16 protein-coding genes and 1 pseudogene are annotated in these 19,323 nt (G+C 72.6%); 9 read left to right on the top strand and 8 right to left on the bottom strand.

The features are described 5' to 3' along the window. The first annotated feature begins 37 nt into the window (after nt 1–37). Nucleotides 38–961, top strand: coding sequence for an N-acetylmuramic acid 6-phosphate etherase (murQ, locus tag ACFY30_RS08255; protein ID WP_390844353.1), 924 nt, complete (start codon nt 38–40; stop codon nt 959–961). A gap of 16 nt (nt 962–977) precedes the next feature. After that, on the top strand, nt 978–2,378 hold the full coding sequence (locus ACFY30_RS08250; RefSeq protein ID WP_390844352.1) for a PTS transporter subunit EIIC: 1,401 nt from the start codon (nt 978–980) through the stop codon (nt 2,376–2,378). A gap of 84 nt (nt 2,379–2,462) precedes the next feature. Here the strand turns inward: ACFY30_RS08250 and ACFY30_RS08245 are convergent, their stop codons facing one another. Further along, nucleotides 2,463–3,944, bottom strand: a complete 1,482-nt coding sequence (locus ACFY30_RS08245) for a subtype B tannase (protein ID WP_390844723.1) — start codon at nt 3,942–3,944, stop codon at nt 2,463–2,465. A gap of 179 nt (nt 3,945–4,123) precedes the next feature. Between ACFY30_RS08245 and ACFY30_RS08240 the strand changes: the two genes are divergently transcribed. Next, on the top strand, nt 4,124–4,693 hold the full coding sequence (locus ACFY30_RS08240) for a hypothetical protein (protein WP_390844351.1): 570 nt from the start codon (nt 4,124–4,126) through the stop codon (nt 4,691–4,693). A gap of 50 nt (nt 4,694–4,743) precedes the next feature. Here ACFY30_RS08240 and ACFY30_RS08235 read toward each other — a convergent pair whose 3' ends face one another. From ACFY30_RS08235 to ACFY30_RS08220, 4 genes are all read right to left on the bottom strand, one after another. Further along, nucleotides 4,744–6,270 carry a carboxylesterase/lipase family protein gene (locus ACFY30_RS08235; RefSeq protein ID WP_390844349.1) on the bottom strand — a complete coding sequence of 509 codons (1,527 nt, stop codon included), beginning with the start codon at nt 6,268–6,270 and terminating at the stop codon, nt 4,744–4,746. Between the two features lie 116 nt (nt 6,271–6,386). Next, nucleotides 6,387–7,859 carry an MFS transporter gene (locus ACFY30_RS08230; RefSeq protein WP_390844348.1) on the bottom strand — a complete coding sequence of 491 codons (1,473 nt, stop codon included), beginning with the start codon at nt 7,857–7,859 and terminating at the stop codon, nt 6,387–6,389. Nucleotides 7,860–7,986: 127 nt separating this feature from the next. After that, nucleotides 7,987–8,841: a metallophosphoesterase family protein gene (locus ACFY30_RS08225; RefSeq protein ID WP_390844347.1), complete on the bottom strand. Its 855-nt coding sequence runs from the start codon at nt 8,839–8,841 to the stop codon at nt 7,987–7,989. A 28-nt stretch (nt 8,842–8,869) separates the two neighbouring features. Further along, complete coding sequence (locus ACFY30_RS08220; RefSeq protein ID WP_390844345.1) at nt 8,870–9,997, bottom strand: NADH:flavin oxidoreductase; 1,128 nt, start codon at nt 9,995–9,997, stop codon at nt 8,870–8,872. A gap of 185 nt (nt 9,998–10,182) precedes the next feature. Here ACFY30_RS08220 and ACFY30_RS08215 point away from each other — a divergent pair, with 185 nt between their 5' ends. Beyond that, on the top strand, nt 10,183–12,582 hold the full coding sequence (locus ACFY30_RS08215; RefSeq protein WP_390844344.1) for a WD40 repeat domain-containing protein: 2,400 nt from the start codon (nt 10,183–10,185) through the stop codon (nt 12,580–12,582). After that, nucleotides 12,579–13,244 carry a methyltransferase domain-containing protein gene (locus ACFY30_RS08210; protein ID WP_390844343.1) on the top strand — a complete coding sequence of 222 codons (666 nt, stop codon included), beginning with the start codon at nt 12,579–12,581 and terminating at the stop codon, nt 13,242–13,244. The genes ACFY30_RS08215 and ACFY30_RS08210 overlap by 4 nt, the downstream gene beginning before the upstream one ends. A gap of 185 nt (nt 13,245–13,429) precedes the next feature. Here the strand turns inward: ACFY30_RS08210 and ACFY30_RS08205 are convergent, their stop codons facing one another. After that, nucleotides 13,430–13,651, bottom strand: a complete 222-nt coding sequence (locus ACFY30_RS08205) for a hypothetical protein (RefSeq protein ID WP_390844342.1) — start codon at nt 13,649–13,651, stop codon at nt 13,430–13,432. Nucleotides 13,652–13,772: 121 nt separating this feature from the next. Here ACFY30_RS08205 and ACFY30_RS08200 point away from each other — a divergent pair, with 121 nt between their 5' ends. The 4 genes and pseudogenes from ACFY30_RS08200 (at nt 13,773) to ACFY30_RS08185 (ending at nt 16,643) form a co-directional block, all read left to right on the top strand. Then, nucleotides 13,773–14,606: a Scr1 family TA system antitoxin-like transcriptional regulator gene (locus ACFY30_RS08200; protein ID WP_390844341.1), complete on the top strand. Its 834-nt coding sequence runs from the start codon at nt 13,773–13,775 to the stop codon at nt 14,604–14,606. Continuing rightward, nucleotides 14,596–14,787, top strand: a complete 192-nt coding sequence (locus ACFY30_RS08195; RefSeq protein WP_390844340.1) for a DUF397 domain-containing protein — start codon at nt 14,596–14,598, stop codon at nt 14,785–14,787. The genes ACFY30_RS08200 and ACFY30_RS08195 overlap by 11 nt, the downstream gene beginning before the upstream one ends. 280 nt (nt 14,788–15,067) lie before the next feature. Continuing rightward, a pseudogene (locus ACFY30_RS08190) lies at nt 15,068–15,966 on the top strand (hypothetical protein). Further along, the gene (locus ACFY30_RS08185) at nt 15,963–16,643 is read left to right on the top strand and encodes a Uma2 family endonuclease (protein ID WP_390844339.1); all 681 of its coding nucleotides are present in this window, start codon (nt 15,963–15,965) and stop codon (nt 16,641–16,643) included. The pseudogene ACFY30_RS08190 and the gene ACFY30_RS08185 overlap by 4 nt, the downstream one beginning before the upstream one ends. A gap of 76 nt (nt 16,644–16,719) precedes the next feature. Here the strand turns inward: ACFY30_RS08185 and groL are convergent, their stop codons facing one another. Together groL and ACFY30_RS08175 are read right to left on the bottom strand one after the other, a co-directional pair. After that, a complete protein-coding gene (groL, locus tag ACFY30_RS08180) occupies nt 16,720–18,342 on the bottom strand; it encodes a chaperonin GroEL (protein WP_390844338.1) in 1,623 nt (540 codons plus the stop codon). Between the two features lie 382 nt (nt 18,343–18,724). Next, nucleotides 18,725–18,931, bottom strand: coding sequence for a cold-shock protein (locus tag ACFY30_RS08175; RefSeq protein ID WP_007493268.1), 207 nt, complete (start codon nt 18,929–18,931; stop codon nt 18,725–18,727). Between the last annotated feature and the right edge of the window lie 392 nt (nt 18,932–19,323).

The following is a 19,323-nucleotide window of genomic DNA, read 5'->3' as shown; positions in this document are numbered from 1 at the left end:
TTGCCGCACCGGATCCGCCCTGGAAAGAGCCCTCCCGATGACCTCCCGTGACCTCCTCAGCCAGCTCGCGTCGCTCACCACCGAGGCCTTCCGCCCAGACCTCGCCGACATCGACCGGCTTTCCACCCTCGACCTCGCCCGGCTCATGAACGGCGAGGACGCCGGCGTACCAGCCGCCGTCGGGGCGCAGTTGCCGCGGATCGCCGCCGTCGTCGACGCCGTCGCGGAACGCATGGGCCGCGGCGGGCGGTTGGTCTACGCCGGCGCCGGGACGGCCGGACGCCTCGGTGTGCTCGACGCCTCCGAGTGCCCGCCCACCTTCAACACCGCCCCCGGTCAGGTCGTCGGGCTCCTCGCGGGCGGCCCGGCGGCGATGGTGACGTCCGTGGAGGGTGCCGAGGACTCGCGGGAGCTGGCCGAGGCGGACCTGGCCGGCCTCGGCCTGACCGCCGACGACACGGTGATCGGCGTCTCCGCCTCCGGCCGCACCCCCTACGCGATCGGCGCGGTGGAGTACGCCCGCTCGCGCGGCGCGCTCACCGTCGGACTGGCCTGCAACGCGGGCAGCGCCCTGGCGGCCGCCGCCGAGCACGGGATCGAGGTCGTGGTCGGCCCGGAACTGCTCACCGGGTCCACCCGTCTGAAGGCGGGCACCGCGCAGAAGCTGGTGCTCAACATGGTGTCGACGATCACGATGATCCGGCTGGGCAAGACGTACGGGAACCTGATGGTCGACGTCCGCGCCTCGAACGAGAAGCTGCGCGCCCGTTCACGGCGGATCGTCGCGCTGGCGACCGGGGCCGGCGACCAGGAGATCGAGGCGGCTCTCGCGGCCACCGGCGGCGAGGTCAAGCACGCGATCCTGGTGCTGCTGGCCGGCGTGGACGGGCCGGCGGCCGCCCGCCTTCTGGAGGAGTCCGGCGGTCATCTGCGTGCCGCGCTGGCCGCGGCGGCCGGCTGAGCCGCACGCTCGGTGGGTGCACACCTCCAAGGACAGCGCCCACGACCTCGCCGCCGCGATCCTCCCGCTGGTCGGCGGCCCCGCGAACGTCACCTCCGTCGCCCACTGCATGACCCGGCTGCGGCTCGGCCTGGCCGACCCGGTCCGGGCGGACGAGCGGGCGCTGCGGGCACTGCCCGGCGTGCTCGGGGTCGTCGTGGACGACGGCACGTACCAGGTGGTGCTGGGACCGGGTGTGGTGACGAGGGTGACGGAGGAGTTCGAGGGGCTGACGGCCGCGCGGCGCCTCGCCGCGCGCGGGGAGGCGCTGCGGGAGGAGCGGCGGCGGCGCAACGCGACCCCGTTCAAGACCGCGCTGCGCCGGCTGGCGGCCGTCTTCGTCCCGCTCATCCCCGCGCTCGTCGGCTGCGGCATCCTCGCCGGCGTGGGCGGCCTGCTGGTCAACGCCGGGTGGCTGCCCGGCCTGACCCCCGCCCTGGCCGCCGTCGCCTCCGCCTTCATGGCGCTGATCGCCGTGTTCGTCGGGTACAACACGGCCAAGGAGTTCGGCGGGACGCCGGTCCTGGGCGGCGCGGTCGCGGCGATCGTCGTGTACCCGGGGGTCGCGAAGGTGACGGCGTTCGGGGTGCCCCTCTCCCCCGGCCAGGGCGGAGTGCTCGGCGCGCTGGCCGCGGCCCTGCTGGCGACCCGTGTCGAGCGGTGGTGCCGGGGCAGGGTCCCGGACGCCCTCGACGTCCTCCTCACCCCCGCCCTGACCGTCCTCGTCGCGGGCCTGGCCACGCTGTACGGGATCATGTACGCGGCCGGCGCGGTCTCCCAGGCGATCGGCACGGCGGCGACCTGGCTGCTGGCGACGACGGGCGCCGTCGCGGGCCTGGTTCTGGGCGCCCTCTTCCTCCCCCTGGTGATGCTCGGCCTGCACCAGGCCCTCATCCCCCTGCACACCACCCTCATCGAGCAGCAGGGCTACACCGTGCTGCTGCCGGTGCTGGCGATGGCGGGCGCGGGCCAGGTCGGCGCGGCGGTCGCGGTGTACGTCCGCCTGCGCCACGACACCTCCCTCGGCACATCCCTCCGCACGACGATCAGATCGGCGCTCCCGGCGGGTCTGCTCGGCGTCGGCGAACCCCTGATCTACGGCGTCTCGCTGCCGTTGGGCCGCCCCTTCCTGACGGCCTGCGCGGGCGGGGCGGCGGGCGGGGCGTTCATCGGCTTCTTCGCGATGCTCGGCGACCGGGTGGGCGCCACCGCCATCGGCCCGTCCGGCTGGGCCCTGTTCCCCCTGCTGGCGGGCAACAGGGGGCTGGGCGTGACAGCGGCGATCTACGCCGGCGGCCTGCTGACGGGCTACGCGACCGGCTTCGCGGCGACCTACGCCTTCGGCTTCCGGGGCCGGGTCGGTCCTGCCGCAGACTGACCCGGCCGCCGCGCGGCGGCCGTCGGCGCACCGGCGGCGGGCCGCGCGGGGCGGGCCCGGCGCCGGCGGTGCGGGAGGCTGGTTTCAGGCGCGCCCGGCCCGGTGGCCCGTCACCTTTCCGATCCAGCTGATGAAGGCGCCCGGGTCCTGGTCGGCGCCGTGGCCGGCGTCCCAGTAGTAGGCGGTGTCGACGTCGTCGCCGAGCTCGGTGAGGCGGGTGGCGAGGTTGGCGACCACGGACAGGGAGGTGTCGGAGTCCTTGGTGCCGACGCGGATCCACCAGTGCCGGGCGCGGTGCGGGTTGACCTTGTCGACGAGGTGGTACATCGGGTTCATCAGGTGCAGCCTGGCGGGGATGTCGGCGTCCAGGCGTGCGCTGTCCCCGGCCCCGTGGCGGAGGCTGTAGAGCGTGAAGTGGCGGGCCCTGGTGGTGCCGGTGCCGAAGAGGTTGCACTCGGGCGTGGACAGGTCGAACGCGTCGAAGGAGGGGGCGTTCTTCTTGCGCGCGCCGACATGGGTGAGGAAGTCGGCCCAGGTGAAGGCGGCCTTGCCGGCGGACCAGGTGATGAAGGGGTACGCGGCGAGGTAGGCGGCGCGGGCCGCGTCCGGCAGGGCCGCGAGGTACGTGGTGGCGGACGGCTGGAGGAACGTCTCCAGGATGTACGTGTCCAGGTTGCGGGCGGTGAGGGTCCCGTAGCCCCTGGCGCGCAGTCTGAGGGCCGCGAGGTACTCGGTGTACTGGGCCCTCAGGTCGGCGGAGACCGCCGGGTCGACGCTCGCGCCCGAGGCGAGGGGGTTGGTGCCCCAGTTCCACTCGTAGGCGGCGTCGGCGTGCTCGAGGTCGGTGATCGGGCACCAGTCGCCGCTGGCGAAGATGGCGTCGCTGGCGTCGGCCGCGCCGATCTCCTCCAGGTAGGGGTGGTACAGCGGACTGTCGCCGGAGGCGCCGAGGAGGGCGGAGAGGGCGCCGCCGGCGCTGACGCCGGAGGAGACGATCCGGTCCACGTTCCCGGGCACCCGGCCCTTGTTGGCCTTCAGGTACCGCACCGCCGCCTTGAGGTCGACGATCGCGGCGGGCGCGGTGCCGTAGTAGGTGCCGTTCGCGTCGACGAGGGTACGGCCCCGGGCGCCGGGCTCGACGACGACGTAGCCGGCGGCGAGCGCGAGGGCCTGCCGGCTGGTGCCGCCGCCCATGCCGGACGCGTTGATGCCGGTGGCGTTCGCCACGGACGACGGCATGTAACCGCCGACGGCGTTGGCGAGCAGGACGGGCGCGTCGGAGGCGTCCACGGCGGCGCCGTCGATCGCGACCGGGACGCTGACGTTGAGGGACTGGTAGGCGGCGTCGACCGGAGCGGCCACATAGCTGGCGACCTTGAAGAACCGGTACGTCACGCTGTGGACGGTGCCGGTCGTGTCGGTGATGGCGATGGTCTGCTCGGTGTAGGCGGACGGGTCGAAGACCAGGGCGGAGCCGGCGGCCGCCTGCCTGACGCTCCCGCTCGCCGCCCGGGCGCCGGTGGCGAACCCGACCGCGGGCACGGCGGCAGCGCCGGTGAGTCCCATGACCACAGTTCTGCGCTTCACTCGCTTCACTTCCGTCTCTTCACTAGGCGGCTCTTACCGACGCCCCTTGCTACCACCCCTCTCCCCTGATCGTCAGCAAAATTGTCAACACTCACAGGCCGCAGTCCCAGGTTGGCCGAGAGCCGACGTCGGCGGGCACCCGCCCTACCCTGGGTGCCATGAACCACGCCCAGCTCACCGCTCTCGGTCGTGCCCTCCGGCTGCTCGGGGAGCACGGTGAAGCCCTGACCGCCGACACGCCCGACGCACGGCTGCACGAGGTCAAGGCCGATCTGCGGCGGGCCCTGGAGCTGCTGGACGAGAGCGTGGCCACTGCCGCGCCCACCACCCGGTGCGCCGAACATCCGCAGGGGCCCGTCGACGAGGCCGCCCCTGATCTGTGCCTGCTGTGCGAGACGCGGCGGCGGGCGGCACGGCGGGCCGAGTACAACGGCCCGGCCCCGCAGACCGCGCCCTCCTCCACCGCCCCCTCCCGCTACGGCACCCGGGGCGACCGGCCCCAGCCCCAGCAGCGCTGGCTGGCGGAGCTGTGGAACGGCCAGGAGTGGCAGCTGTGCGGTACGCCCCGGCGGGACCGGCGCGAGGCCGAGCTGTATCTCGCCGCCCTGCGCCGCGGGTCCCGGCCGGCCATGGCCTACCGGCTCGTGCACGAGTTCACCGACTACGAGGTGCTGCGGATCTGGGGCACCCCGGTGAAGGTCGACATCGAACCCCTCGGCAATCTCTGACCCACGGCCCACGGCCCACGGCCTCCCCGGCCCTCCCCGGAGCCGTGGCCCTAGCCCTCGCCGAGCAACGGCAGCGGCGCGAAGTCGTAGCCCTCCCAGAGGCGGCGGGACGTCTCCTCCGGGTAGGCGGTCGTCCTCGGCTCCACGTCCAGGACCCGCACCAGCCGTCCGTCCGTGTCGTACGCCGGCCAGCCCGGGTCGCCGGTCCGCGCGAAGGACGCCCAGGACGTCTGGAACTGGGAGGTCAGCGCGCGCGCCTCCGCCGTCACCTCCACTCCCGCGAACAGCAGGTTCCCCAGATCCGCGTCGTACGTGCCGAACAGCAGCGGGATGTCCAGGCCGTGACAGGCACCCAGAGTGCCGCCCATGCCCGGTGCCTGCCAGGTCAGTTCGTAGACATGGGCCCTGCCGCCGCCCGCCACCTGGGCCTCCGCCAGGTGCAGGGAGGGTATGTGGAACAGCCAGTCCGACTGCACCCGTTCGAACAGCTCGCCGGCGTCCGCGTCCGGGTAGGCCGTGCGGTACGCGTCCTCGCCGCCCGGGGAGAACAGGCGCAGGACACCGGCCGCCTGCTCGTCGGTGATCCTGCCGAGGGTGCCTCCCAGGGCCAGGAACAGGCGGAACTCCTGGGCGTTGTGGCCGACCAGGAGGTCGATGTCCCGCCCCACGCCCTCCGTCAGCGCCCGCCAGGGGGTCGTCGGCAGCACCTCGCCGTCCACCACCGGGGAGAAGGGCGTGACCGTCGGCGCCACCCGGCCCCAGCGGTCCACGCGCTGCGCCATCTTCGCGCCCAGCGCCGCCCCGGCCTCGGGCAGCCTGCGCGGGTCCACCGCCGCCAGGTCGGCGGCCGTCGGGCGCAGGCCCGCCTCCGCGGCGATGGCGGACGCGAGGTCGCGGGCCAGTTCGTCGGAGAAGAACGTGCCGGGCACGCTCTGCGCGATCGCCCGCCCGAACAGGCCCCGCGCGACGGGCATCGCCAGCAGCGCCGCCACCGAACCGGCACCCGCCGACTCGCCGAACACCGTGACCCGCCCGGGATCCCCGCCGAACGCCGCGATGTTGTCCCGCACCCACTCCAGCGCGGCCACCTGGTCGAGCAGCCCCCGGTTCGCGGGCGCCCCCTCGACCCGCGCGAACCCTTCCACGCCTACGCGGTAGTTGAGGGTGACGACGACCAGGTCACCGGCGCGGGCGAGGTGCCGGGCGTCGTAGCCCGGGCTGCCGGAGTGGCCCAGCTTGTACGCGCCGCCGTATATCCACACCATGACCGGGCGGCGGGCCTGGTCGTCGGGGTCCGGGGTCCAGACGTTCACCGTCAGCCAGTCGTCGCCCGTGGCGGCGTCGAGCACGCCCGTGCGCCCCTGGATGCCGGCCTCCTGCGGGGGCGGCGGGCCGAAGGCCTGGGCGTCGCGGACGCCGTCCCACGCCCGGGGCGGGCGCGGGGCCTGGAAGCGGGCCTCTCCCACCGGGGGCGCGGCGAACGGGATCCCCCGGAAGACCGTCAAACCGTCCTCGCGGCGGCCGCGTACGGCTCCGGCGGTGGTGCGCACGACGAGGGCTGCCTCGGCTGTCGTCATCGATCACTCCTGTATTCGCTGGCTGTTCGTGGAACGGGCGGTGCCCGGGGAAAGTGCCGAAGACGGCCGTCACCCCTCGTGTGGGTGACAGCCGCCTCCAGCAGGCCGGTTGGTGCTCACGTCTGGACCGGGGCGGCCTCCTCGGCCCCCTCCGCCACCGGGTGCCGCGCGGCGGCCCCGCGCTCGGGGACGAAGCCGGCGAGGAGGAAGGCGACGAGGGCCGCTCCGGCGCCGAGGGCCATGACGATCTTGAAGCCGTTCTCCGAGGGGAGGGCGTAGCCGCCGAAGTCGGTGGTCATCCGGGCGAGGACGACGCCGGCGACGGCGCTGGCGAAGGAGGTGCCCAGGGACCGCATCAGGGTGTTGAGGCTGTTCGCGGCGCCCGTCTGGGAGGGGTTCACCGCGCCCATGATCAGGGCGGGCATGGCGCCGTAGGTGAAGCCGACGCCGGCGCCGATGACGCAGGACACCAGGACGAGGTGCCAGACCTCGCTCATGAGCACGATGTTCAGCGCGTAGCCGGCGGCGACGATCAGCGCGCCCGCCATCAGGGTGACCTTGGGGCCCTTGGCCCTGGTGAGCGCGGCGGACACGGCGGACATGGCCATCATCACCAGGCCCTGCGGGGCCAGTACCAGGCCGACGATGAGCATCGACCTGCCCAGGCCGTAGCCGGTCTGCTCCGGCAGCTGGAGGAGCTGGGGCAGGACCAGGGACATCGCGAACATCGAGAAGCCGAGGGCGATCGAGGCGAGGTTGGTGAACAGGACCTGCTTCTTCGCGGTGGTGCGCAGGTCGACCAGCGGCTGCTTCGCCCTCAGCTCCCACCAGCCCCAGGCCGGCAGGATCACGACGGCGGCGGCCGCGAGGCCCAGGGCGGTGCCGGAGGTCCAGCCCCAGTCGGCGCCCTTGGACACGGCGAGCAGCAGGGCGACCAGTCCGGCCGAGAGGCCGAGCGAGCCGACGAGGTCGAAGCGGCCGCCGGTGCGGGTCCCCGACTCGGGGACGGCCACCAGGACGAGGAGGAGGGAGGCCACGCCGAGGGCGGCGGAGGTCCAGAACAGGATGTGCCAGTCCCAGTTGTCCGCGATGAACGCGGCGGCGGGCAGACCGAGCGCACCGCCGACGCCCAGGGAGGCGCTCATCACCGCCGTCGAGCCGGCGAGCCTCTCGGCGGGGACGACGTCCCGCAGGATGCTGATGCCCAGCGGCACCACGGCCGCCGCGAGGCCCTGCAGGGCGCGGCCGGCGATCATCGGGACCAGGGAGTCGGCGAGGGCGCAGACCACCGAGCCGGAGATCAGCATCAGGATGCTGGCCACCAGCATCCGCCGCTTGCCGGCCATGTCCCCGAGCCGGCCCACGACCGGGGTGGCCACGGCCGCGGCGAGCAGGGTGGCGGTGACCGCCCAGGCGGTGTCGGAGGCCGGCGCGTCGAGCAGCCTCGGCAGCTCGGGGACGATCGGGATGACCAGGGTCTGCATCAGCGAGACCACGATCCCGGCCAGGGCCAGCACCGCCACCACGGCGTTCGGCCTCGGCGGGGCGGTGGTCCCCGGCGCGGCGGGTCGGGCAAGGGCGTCGGACATGACAGGGCTCCGTCGGATGCACGAGGAGTAGAACTGCTTGACTCAAGCAAGCTTATGCAGATTGATTGAGTTAAGCAAGTGAAATCCGGCGTCCGCGCCTCCTGGGGCGCCCCGGGCCCGCGGGTGGTCAGCCGCGCCGCTCGATGAGCTCCCGGGTCCGCTCCTCGTCCAGTTCGTAGACCGTCTCGTGGGCCCGCGGATCCCGCGCGTGGAAGGTGTGGAACAGCGGCCCGCCCTCCCCGCCCAGCTCCACCAGCGACGCCGACGCCCCGCGCACGGCCCTCTCCGTGCCGGGCGCGGTGGTCAGGTCGACGCGGTTGACGACCCCGGGCGTCACCCACACCGGCACCGACGCCAGGAAACCGCAGAGCTGGAGATGGAAGTGCCCGGCCAGCACCACCCGTACGTCACTCCCCCGGATCGCCTCCGCCAGCCCACCGGCGTCGCGCAGACCGAAGACCTGCTGGGTGGCCGAGACGGGGTGACTGATCGGGGGGTGGTGGAGGGCGAGGACCGTCCCGTGCCCGGCCGGGGTGCTCAGCACCTCCCGCAGCCAGTCCAGCTGGCCCGCGCCCAGACGGCCGTACACCTCCCCCGGCACCAGCGAGTCGAGGGTGACGAACCGCCATCCGCCCACGGTGCTGACGGCGGCCCGCTCGGCGCCGGGCAGTTCACGGGACGCCTCCGGGTGCCCGCTGCCCAGCACCTCGGCGAAGGCGCCGCGCTCGTCGTGGTTGCCGGTGGTGTAGAAGACGGGCGCGCCGAGCGAGCCCGCGAAGCCGCCGATCAGCTCGCGCACCGTCGTGTACGCCTCCGCCGATCCGTCGTCGGCGAGGTCGCCGGTCACGACGACCGCGTCCACGTCCCGCTGGTGACGGAGCTCGGCGAGCATCAGCCGCAGGGAGGCGGTCGCGTCGGCACCACGGCCGGCAAGGGCGCCGGCCGGTTCGATGTGGGTGTCCGAGAGATGAAGGATCCTCATCTCCCGGACCATACCCGCGCGTTGGCGCTCAGCTGAGGGTCTTCAGCGCGGCGGCGTCGTACGGCTTCAGCTCGTCGGTGCGACCGGCGAGGACCTTCGCGGCCCACTCGGGGTCCTGCAGCAGCGCACGGCCGACGGCCACCAGGTCGAACTCGTCGCGCTCCAGGCGGTCGAGGAGGTCGTCGATGCCCTTGACCTCGGAGCCCTCGCCCATGAAGCCCTTGATGAAGTCGCCGTCCAGGCCGACCGAGCCGACGGTGATGGCGGGCTTCCCGGTGAGCTTCTTCGTCCAGCCCGCGAGGTTGAGGTCGGAGCCGTCGAACTCCGGGAGCCAGTAACGGCGGGTGGAGGCGTGGAAGGCGTCGACGCCGGCGGCGGCGAGCGGCGTGAGGATGGCCTCCAGCTCCTCCGGGGTCTCGGCGAGCCGGGCGTCGTACGCCTCCTGCTTCCACTGCGAGTACCGGAAGATGACCGGGAACTCCGGCGAGACGGCCGCGCGGACGGCCGCGACGATCTCGGCGCCGAACTTCGTCCGGGCGACCGGGTCGCCGCCGTAGGCGTCGGTGCGGCGGTTGGTGCCCGCCCACAGGAACTGGTCGACGAGGTAGCCGTGGGCGCCGTGGATCTCGACGCCGTCGAAGCCGATGCGCTCGGCGGCGGCCGCGGCCTCGGCGAACGCGCCGACGACGTCGTCCAGGTCGCTCTGGGTCATCGCCTTGCCGGTGCCCTCGGTGCCGTCGATCCGCAGGCCGGAGGGGCCGACGGCCGGGGCGTCCGCGTACGGCGGCTCACCCTGCTTGCGCACCATCCCGATGTGCCAGAGCTGGGGCACGATCGTCCCGCCCGCCGCGTGCACGGCCTCGGCGACCTTCGCCCATCCGGCGAGCTGCTCCTCGCCGTGGAACCGGGGCACCCGGTCGCTCTGTCCGGCCGACGCGTGTCCGACGTACGTCCCCTCGGTGACGATGAGCCCGACACCGGCGGCGGCACGCCGCGCGTAGTACGACACCACGTCCTCACCGGGGATGCCGCCCGGCGAGAACATGCGCGTCATGGGCGCCATCGCGATGCGGTTCGGGACGGTCAGGCCGTTGAGGGAGACCGGCCGGGACAGGATCTCGGCGGCGCGGGAGGGAGCGGGCTGGGTGAGGCTCACGTGGGCTCCTCGTGAAGTGACGGCGGTAGGCGAAACCGGCTGGTATGTGCACATGCATCAAGCGCTTCTGTACGAGAACTCCTCCGGCGTCCGCACCATTCCGGGCCCCGCCCGGTGATGCCTGTGATCCCGGACACGCCCAGAGGGCGGGAACGTTGTCAGTGGGGCCGGTTAGCGTTCTGGACATGGCTGATGCGACGTGGGCGGCGGTATGGGGAACGGGCGGCACACCGGAGGATCCGCGCCTGCTGCGGACGCTGACCGGTCACGAGGGCTGGGTGACGGCCGTCGCCACCGCCGTCGTCGACGGCCGCGCGGTGGCCGTGACGGGCAGCAGGGACCACACGGTACGCACCTGGGACCTGGCCACCGGCCGGCAGCTCCACACCCCTCTGGTCTGCCGCGCGGATGCGTGGACCTCGACGACCGCCGAGGTGGAGCACATCGCCACGGCCGCGGTGGACGGCCGTACGGTCGCCCTGCTGCTGGAGCGGCTCGGCCGCCAGAAGCGCGTGCTCCTGCTCGACCCGGCGAAGGGACTCCCGGCCGGTGAGTGCGTCCGCGTCGTGGAGACGGCGGAGCTCGACGGCCTCGGCGCGGTGCTGCTGACCCTCGAGGGCGACCGGACCCTGCGGCTGTGGAGCGTGGCCACGGGTGGCGAGATCGGCTCGGCGCTGCCGGCCCGGATCGTCGTCGGCCGCCATGACGAGCCGGTCGCCGTGCGCGCCGAGGCCGAGGGTGCGGTGAGGACCTGGAACCTGGCCGGACAGATGCTCGGCGAGCCGGGGCCTGCGAGCCCGGCGGACGGCCCGTCGGGGAGACCGGCGGAAGGGTCGACGGACAGCCCGGCGGACGGGTCGACGGAAGGTGCGGCGCTCGTGGTCGGCGGACGACTGGTCGCCGTCGCGTTCCACGCCGTCGGACTGGCCGGCTTCCTCGACGGGGAGACGGCGGTGGCCGTGGTCGGCGAACTGGCCGCCGCCTGCGGACGGCGGTCCGGTGAGGTGGTCCCCGGCTCCCAGGTCGCGGAGGTGGACGGACGGCCGTTCGGCCTGGTCCGGCAGCCCGACGGCGCGCTGCGGCTGTGGGACCGCAGCGCGCGGGGCGAGACCTGCGGGAGCGACGGGGACGGGTGGGCGGTGACGACCGCCGCCCTGCGCGGGCAGCGGATCCGCCGGCCCCGGGACGTCGACGGGCAACAGGACTGGACCTGGCAGCTCGTCCATCCCGCTGCCGCCCTGGACCCGACCGGCGCGGCGGCCACGGACCCCGGCGGGACGGCTCTCCCGGCACCGGTGCTCGTGGCGGGACGGGCGATACGGCTCACCGCCGACGCGGACCACGCCGTGCGGTTGCGCGACGCGGTCACGGACGTGCCGCTGGGCGAACGGCTCGCTGGACACACGGACCGGATCAGGGCGGCCGCGGCGATGACGACGGACGGCGGACAGGTGCGGGCCGTGACCGCCGGCCTGGACCGGACCGTGCGCGTGTGGGACGTGGCCACCGGCACCCCCGTCGGCGAGCCGCTGGACGGGCACACCGCTCAGGTGTGGGACGTGGCGACGGCGGTCGTGGACGGGCGGCCCGTCGCCGTCACCGCCGGCGCCGACCACACCCTGCGCGTCTGGGATCTCGCGGAGACCGACGGCCCGCCGCTCCCCGCCCCCGGCGGGCACGACGCGGCGATCGTGGCCGTGGCCGCGACCACCCTCCGCGGCAGGCCCGTCGTCGTCACCGCGGGCGCGGACGGAACGGTCCGCACCTGGGACGCGGCCACCGGATCACCGATCGGCGAACCGGTCGCCACCGAGGCCGCCCTGCTGGCGGCGGCCGAGGCCGACGGCTCCCCCGTCGTGGTGACCGCCGCCCCGGACGCCACGCTGCACCGCTGGGACCCGGTCTCCGGCCGGGCGACCGGTGACCCCGTCGCCCTGCCCAGCGGCCGGATCCTGGCCCTGGCCACCGCACGGGTCGACGGGCGCGGCGTCGCGGTGACCGGCGGCTCGGACGGCACCGCGCGGGTGTGGGACCTCACCACCGGCGAGCCCCTGGGTCAGCCCCTCACCGGCCACACCAGCCGCATCACCGCCCTGGCCACCGCGGCTGCGGACGGGCGCGCGGTCGCGGTCACCGGCAGCTGGGACAAGACCGTGCGGCTGTGGGACCTGACCACCGGCCGGCAGATCGGCGAGCCCCTCACCGGCCACACCGACTGGGTGACCTCGGTGACCACCACGGTGGTGGACGGACACCCCGTGGCGGTCACCGCGGGCCGGGACGCGACGATCCGCGTCTGGAGCCTGCGCACGCACCGACAGCTCGGCGAGCCGCTGCCCGCACCCGCCGGAGCGATACGCGGCACGACGGCGACGGTGCTCGACGGCCGCACCCGTCTGATCACCGCCGACGGCACCGAGACCCTCTCGGTCCACGACCTGACGACCGGCGCCGGGACCGCCTCCGCCCTCACCTTCCCCGCCCCCGTCCACGCCGTCCTGGCCACGGCGGACGGCCGGCTGGTGGTCGGCCACGGCCGGGAGCTCACCGTCCTGGTCCCCGCCTCCCCGGGCGGGACCGTATGACACAGCGGGCGCTGGTCTCCGTGACCGAGCTGGAGCGGTCCTCCGTGGTCGCCAACAACACCATGAACCGCGAACGCGGCCTCACCGGCGTGAACAGCTACGCCCGCGAGCTGGGCGTCGACCCCCTCGCCTGGCTGGCGGACCGCCCCGGCGCACCGGCCTGGCTGGACCTGTGCAGCGGGGAGGGCCGCGCCCTGCGGGAGGCGGCCCCGGCCCTGCCCGCCGACGCGGTCCTCACCGCCGTGGACCTGGTGGGTCCCCTGGTCCCCCGGCCGGCCCCGCCCGCCCTGGAGGAGGTCGTCGCCTCGGTCTCGGCCTGGACGCCGACCCGGACGTACGACCTCATCACCTGCGTCCACGGCCTGCACTACGTGGGCGACCAGCTCGGCCTCCTCACCAGGGCCGCCTCCTGGCTGGCCGGGGACGGCCTCCTGCTCGCCCACTTCGACCCGGACTCGATCCGGCGTGCCGACGGCTCGGCGGCGGGGCGTCCGGCCGTGTCCGCGCTGCGGGCAGCCGGATTCACCTACGACTCACGGCACCACCTGCTCACCCTCCGGGGCGGCCGGACCGTCCGCCTCCCCTTCACCTACGTCGGCGCCGACCCCGCGGCCGGCCCCAACTACACGGGCCAGCCGGCCGTCGGCTCCCACTACGCCTGAGAGCCGGGCACCCCGGTTCAGCGACCGCACCCGCTCCCGCAGCAGGTCGTCGGACGACACCTCGCCGAGGTCCTCCGGCCGGCAGTCCCACTCCCGGCCGCCGCCCACGGGCCGCAGCTGCACCCGGCCGCCCACCTGCCCCATGACCTCGCCGATCCGCCCGGTCCTGGCGTCGAGTGCGTACGTCATTCGGCGTCACCGCCCGTCCGCCTCAGCGCCGCCGCGAGCTGCGAGGCGACGCCCAGGTTGCAGCGGCCCAGGTCGATCAGCGCGAACGGGTGCCCCTGCGCGGCCGAGACCGGATCGATCCGCAGGGACGGCAACCCGATCCCCGCCTCGCGCAGGGCCTCCCGCAACTGGTCCAGGGCCTCCTGGGCCGTCCGCGCGGGCCGGTCACCCATAGTCATCTCCATCGCACCTTTCCCTCCACGCTGAGTGTTTCCATTACCCACACAGCGTGGCCGCCACCCCTCTAACCTGGACAGAGACGGCGCACCAACAATCCCGCTTGTGTGACAGGGAGTTGCCATGCCAGGACCGAAGGACCTCGATCCGTCGTCGTCGCCGCGCGCCCTGCTGGGCGCGGAACTGCGACACGCCAGGGAGAAGGCCGGCCTGAGCCAGGCCGAACTGGGCGAGCCCCTCTTCGTGAGCGGTTCGTTCATCGGCCAGCTGGAGGCCGGGACGCGACGCCTGCACCTCGAATACGCCGTCCAGATAGACGAGATCCTGAACACGAACGGCTTCTTCGAGCGCAACTGCAGGGCCCTGGCCAAGTCGAAGTACCCGGACCACTTCGCGGAGGCGGCGGAGGCGGAGGCGATGGCTACGGCGATCAGGGAGTACTCACAGCTCCTGATCCCGGACTTGCTGCAGACGAGGGCGTACGCCGAAGCCGTCTGCCGCGCGTACAAGCCGACGGCTCCGGACGCCGAGATCGATGCCCTGGTGGTCACCCGACTCGAACGCGCGCGCCTCCTCGACGATCCAACAACCCCGTTGTTGTGGGCGATCCTCGACGAAGCGGTGATCCGCCGGCCGGTCGGCGGGGGCGCGGTCATGGCGGAGGCCGTCCGTCACGTGGCAGGCCTGGCCCGCAGTCACCGGATCATCGTCCAGGTGCTGCCGTTCCGCGCCGGGGAGCACGCGTCGATGCACGGCTCGCTGAAGCTCATGGAGTTCGAGGACGCGCCCCCGCTCTCCTTCGTGGAGGCGCCGGACATGGGAAGGCTGCTGGACGACCCGGCCACGGTGGCCCGACACACTCTGATGTTCAACCTTCTCCAGGCGGCGGCACTTTCCCCGCAGGAGTCACTGGTCCTCCTGGAATCGGTGGCGCAGGATTGCGAGCATGACGCGTGACAACGACCTGAGCGCCTGGCGCAAGTCCAGCTACAGCGGCGGCGACGGCGGCAACTGCCTGGAGGTCGCCCTCGGCCACCCCACCCTCGTCCCCGTCCGCGACTCCAAGGCACCGCACGGCCCGAAGCTCGGGTTCCGGCCGCAGGCCTGGACGGCGTTCGTCGCACACATCAGCCGCTGAACGGCTCGGCCCCCTCCCGAAGCTCGAGCGTCCAGCCCGAGCCCTCTTTGCAGGGAATGGGTAGTGGGTCTCAACCCACCCGCCCACCCTTGAAGTTGACGTTCGGCGACAGAGCCGCGACGGACAGTCACGGACGTCTACGGTGCGCATAACGCAAACAGCCCCCGACAGGTGCTAGCAACACCTGCGGGGGCTTGACCAACGAGATCGGAGAGACGATCCCGTGGCTGACGCCAAGCTTAGTGCCGCCTCCCTGCCCGCGCACGCTTCTCCGCACCCGATGGCCAATCCGGGTTACGGAAAGCGCTCCGCACCGGATCAACTCCGGCGCACCGCGCACGACTTCACGCACCTCCCGCGCCGCGAGGCCGCCGTCGCCGCGTACGTCGACCGGCTCCCCGACGGTGCCGACATCTCCGTGAAGACGCTGGCCAGGACGCTGCCGTACGGGCAGTGCGCGCTGCGGACCGCGCTCAACAGGATCCAGGCGGCAGGGCATCTGAGGCGGGGTCGGGAGCGGGTGAGGGCCGACGACGGCGGCTCACGCTGGATCACCCGATCGTGGTGGTCCCGTACGGCACGTGACGACGACTGGTGGGCGGCCTTCGTACGAGGCGACGTGCCGCAGCCGGAACAGCCACCGGACCCGGGCCGCCGCCCGGCCCGTTCCCGCGCCCACATCCTCCTCGCGCTCTCGGCCGTACGGCCCCCGTCCTGTCCCTGTCCGCAGCCGAATGCGCGCGCCTCGCGCCGCTGGTGGAGGAGTGGTTCGCGCGCGGGGCCACCGAGGAGACGGTCCTCGCCGCCCTCACCGCGGGCCTGCCCACCCCCGTTCACAGCCCGGCCGCCCTCCTCCACCGCCGTCTGACGGACAAGCTCCCGCCACCACCGCCGCCGCCACCGCCGCCGCCACCGCCCCGCCGGGTCCTGGAGTGCGCGGAGTGCGGGGTGCCCGGTCGTCCCGAAGCGCTCCCCGGGGGCGTGTGCCGTGGCTGCCGGGGCGGACACGCGCCCGCGCGTCCCCACGCGCCCCTCCCCGCCGCGGCCGTTCACGCCCGCGCGGCCGGGATCCGTGCGGCAATGGCTCCACCGACACGGGAAAGGGCACCCGTACGACCGCTCCTACCGTCCGACGACATCACAGCGGGGCACGATGGAAGGAAGGAGGCGACGCCATGACCCCTGACACCGAAGACCGCCCGCAGATGTCCGTCGAGGACTTCGAGGAACTCGTCGAGAGGGCCCCGAGGGACATCCGGAACCGACTGGAGTTTCTCGGCGGAAAGCTCTGCGTCCGGCACGGGCCGCTCGACGTCGAGGAGTTCGAGGAGCTGGCCGCATCCGCGCCCGAGACCGTGCGGCTCGAATACGTCAACGGAAAGGTAGTAGTCAAGGCGATGCCGGACGGCAACCACGGCGAGATCTTCGTCTGGCTTCAGGAGCAGTGCATGCAACATCGCCCTGATCTGCGCCTCTACCCCGAATCCGGCGTCAAGGCCGAGGCATACCGCAAGGGCCGGGCCCGCACGGACGGTGCCCTCGCGCCGAAGGGCCACTTCAGGGGGCGCACTGACTGGTCCGCAGCCGACGGCATCCTGATGGCGGTCGAGATCACCTCCCATGACCGGGACACCGACAAGCGCGACCGCATCGACAAGCCTGTCGGCTACGCCGGGGCCGAGATCCCCGTCTACCTCCTCATCGACCGCGACAACCACACGCTCGTCGTGTTCAGCGAGCCCAAGGACGGCCGCTACCGGCAGTCGGACTCCTACCACTGGGGTGCCACCGTGCCGCTTCCGGCTCCGGTCGGCGTCACCCTCGACACCGAGGAACTCAAGGACTACACCGACTGAAACGCCCGAGGGCGGTACCCCCAGTCGGAGCTGGGGGTACCGCCCTCGGTAAGGACGCAGATCAACCAGAGGCCGATCAGAAGTCCATGTCACCGCCCGGCATGCCGCCGCCGGCCGGGGCCGCGGCCTTCTCCGGCTTGTCGGCGATGACGGCCTCGGTGGTGAGGAAGAGCGCGGCGATCGACGCGGCGTTCTGCAGCGCGGAGCGCGTCACCTTGGCCGGGTCGATGATGCCTTCCTTGACCAGGTCGACGTACTCGCCGGTCGCGGCGTTGAGGCCGTGGCCCGGGGTGAGGTTGCGGACCTTCTCCACCACGACGCCGCCCTCGAGGCCGGCGTTGACGGCGATCTGCTTCAGCGGGGCCTCGAGCGCGATGCGCACGGCGTTGGCGCCGGTCGCCTCGTCACCCTCCAGGTCCAGCTTCTCGAAGACGCTGGACGCCTGGATGAGCGCCACGCCACCACCGGCGACGATGCCCTCCTCGACGGCGGCCTTCGCGTTGCGGACGGCGTCCTCGATGCGGTGCTTGCGCTCCTTGAGCTCCACCTCGGTGGCGGCACCGGCCTTGATGACCGCGACACCGCCGGCGAGCTTCGCCAGGCGCTCCTGCAGCTTCTCGCGGTCGTAGTCCGAGTCGCTGTTCTCGATCTCGGCGCGGATCTGGTTCACGCGGCCCGCGACCTGGTCCGAGGAGCCGGCACCGTCGACGATGGTGGTCTCGTCCTTGGTGATGACGACCTTGCGGGCCTTGCCCAGCAGGTCGAGGGTCGTGTTCTCGAGCTTGAGACCGACCTCCTCGGAGATGACCTCGCCGCCGGTGAGGATGGCGATGTCGTTCAGCATCGCCTTGCGGCGGTCGCCGAAGCCCGGGGCCTTGACCGCGACGGACTTGAAGGTGCCGCGGATCTTGTTGACGACCAGGGTCGACAGGGCCTCGCCCTCGACGTCCTCGGCGATGATCAGCAGCGGCTTGCCCGACTGCATGACCTTCTCCAGGAGCGGGAGCAGGTCCTTGACGTTCGCGATCTTGGAGTTCGCGATCAGGATGTACGGGTCGTCGAGGACGGCCTCCATACGCTCCATGTCGGTGGCGAAGTACGCCGAGATGTAGCCCTTGTCGAAGCGCATACCCTCGGTGAGCTCCAGCTCCAGACCGAAGGTCTGGGACTCCTCGACGGTGATGACGCCTTCCTTGCCGACCTTGTCCATGGCCTCGGCGATGAGCTCGCCGATCTGGGTGTCGGCGGCGGAGATGGAGGCCGTGGAAGCGATCTGCTCCTTGGTCTCGACATCCTTCGCCTGCTCCAGCAGGGCACCGGAGACGGCCTCGACGGCCTTCTCGATACCGCGCTTCAGAGCCATCGGGTTGGCGCCGGCGGCCACGTTGCGCAGACCCTCGCGCACCAGGGCCTGGGCCAGGACGGTCGCGGTCGTCGTGCCGTCACCGGCTACGTCGTCCGTCTTCTTCGCGACTTCCTTGACCAGCTCGGCGCCGATCTTCTCGTACGGGTCCTCGAGCTCGATCTCCTTGGCGATGGACACACCATCGTTGGTGATCGTGGGGGCGCCCCACTTCTTCTCGAGGACGACGTTGCGACCCTTGGGGCCGAGCGTCACCTTGACGGCGTCCGCGAGCTGGTTCATGCCGCGCTCGAGGCCGCGCCGCGCCTCCTCGTCGAACGCGATGATCTTGGCCATGTGAAGTGGTCCCTCCAGGACTGGGGGTGATTCCTTCGGACCGCGCCCGCGCCCGCGACGGACGGCTCGCATGCCCCGTGGTTCCTTGCCCCACCTGGCCTGCGGGCCTCACCGACCCGGTCCTTCTTTGTCACTCTCACCTTCAGAGTGCTAACGCCAATGATTAGCACTCGGCATGCCCGAGTGCAAGGTGCGCCCGCGAAGCGGGCTCGATGAGGGGTGGCGGTCGGGTGACGGGCGGGCGCAAGCGCCTCTCCCGCATACGGACACGCTCCGCCGAGCCACGGGCCGGGTCCCCGGCACGCCGAAGGGCCCGTACCCCTGGAGGCACGAGCCCTTCGAAGATGAAACAGAAGAACGTCGCTGTCAGTCGGCGCGTGCTTCAGCCGGTCGCCAGTCGGACCATGTCCGCCTGCGGCCCCTTCTGGCCCTGCGAGATCTCGAAATCGACCCGCTGGCCCTCTTCCAGGGTGCGGTACCCGTCCATCTGGATCGCGCTGTAGTGGACGAAAACATCCGCACCACCGTCGACCGCGATGAAGCCGTACCCCTTCTCCGCGTTGAACCACTTGACGGTGCCCTGAGCCATGCCTAACTCCCCTATTACTGGCCCTTGCACAGATCCACACTTCGCGGATCCGGGTCAGACCTCACCCCCCAGTTGGTTGGGGGCGTGCGCCGGAACGCGTCGACCGCGGCTGAATGTATCTGTCCAACTGCCGTCTGCAACAGGTCAGTCGGACGAGAATTCTGGACGCACGCGATCCGGAATGTGGCGAGAATTCGCCAGAATTCGGGGCAAGTCGGGCCCCGTAAAAGCCGCAAATGCCACGCAAGAGACACGCACTTTGGCTACTTCTTGTCGGGCGTAAGGCAGAAATCAAAGACTCCGGATCAGGGTTTCGCGACCCGGTTCCCCAACTGTACCGCGCTCAACCACACTGAATTGCCCCCTCCGCTTCTCTCACGGAGGGGGCAATT

The sequence above is a fragment of the Streptomyces sp. NPDC000345 genome (assembly GCF_042898825.1).
GTDB lineage: Bacteria > Actinomycetota > Actinomycetes > Streptomycetales > Streptomycetaceae > Streptomyces.
This window is presented reverse-complemented; position numbering and strand designations above follow the sequence as displayed.

What these genes read in the sequence shown, in the direction of transcription:
- murQ (WP_390844353.1), top strand. Translation starts at nt 38, where the DNA reads ATGACCTCCCGTGACCTCCTCAGCCAGCTCGCGTCGCTCACCACCGAG.
- ACFY30_RS08245 (WP_390844723.1), bottom strand. Translation starts at nt 3,944, where the DNA reads ATGGGACTCACCGGCGCTGCCGCCGTGCCCGCGGTCGGGTTCGCCACC.
- ACFY30_RS08240 (WP_390844351.1), top strand. Translation starts at nt 4,124, where the DNA reads ATGAACCACGCCCAGCTCACCGCTCTCGGTCGTGCCCTCCGGCTGCTC.
- ACFY30_RS08235 (WP_390844349.1), bottom strand. Translation starts at nt 6,270, where the DNA reads ATGACGACAGCCGAGGCAGCCCTCGTCGTGCGCACCACCGCCGGAGCC.
- ACFY30_RS08230 (WP_390844348.1), bottom strand. Translation starts at nt 7,859, where the DNA reads ATGTCCGACGCCCTTGCCCGACCCGCCGCGCCGGGGACCACCGCCCCG.
- ACFY30_RS08225 (WP_390844347.1), bottom strand. Translation starts at nt 8,841, where the DNA reads ATGAGGATCCTTCATCTCTCGGACACCCACATCGAACCGGCCGGCGCC.
- ACFY30_RS08215 (WP_390844344.1), top strand. Translation starts at nt 10,183, where the DNA reads ATGGCTGATGCGACGTGGGCGGCGGTATGGGGAACGGGCGGCACACCG.
- ACFY30_RS08210 (WP_390844343.1), top strand. Translation starts at nt 12,579, where the DNA reads ATGACACAGCGGGCGCTGGTCTCCGTGACCGAGCTGGAGCGGTCCTCC.
- ACFY30_RS08205 (WP_390844342.1), bottom strand. Translation starts at nt 13,651, where the DNA reads ATGACTATGGGTGACCGGCCCGCGCGGACGGCCCAGGAGGCCCTGGAC.
- ACFY30_RS08200 (WP_390844341.1), top strand. Translation starts at nt 13,773, where the DNA reads ATGCCAGGACCGAAGGACCTCGATCCGTCGTCGTCGCCGCGCGCCCTG.
- ACFY30_RS08195 (WP_390844340.1), top strand. Translation starts at nt 14,596, where the DNA reads ATGACGCGTGACAACGACCTGAGCGCCTGGCGCAAGTCCAGCTACAGC.
- ACFY30_RS08185 (WP_390844339.1), top strand. Translation starts at nt 15,963, where the DNA reads ATGACCCCTGACACCGAAGACCGCCCGCAGATGTCCGTCGAGGACTTC.
- groL (WP_390844338.1), bottom strand. Translation starts at nt 18,342, where the DNA reads ATGGCCAAGATCATCGCGTTCGACGAGGAGGCGCGGCGCGGCCTCGAG.
- ACFY30_RS08175 (WP_007493268.1), bottom strand. Translation starts at nt 18,931, where the DNA reads ATGGCTCAGGGCACCGTCAAGTGGTTCAACGCGGAGAAGGGGTACGGC.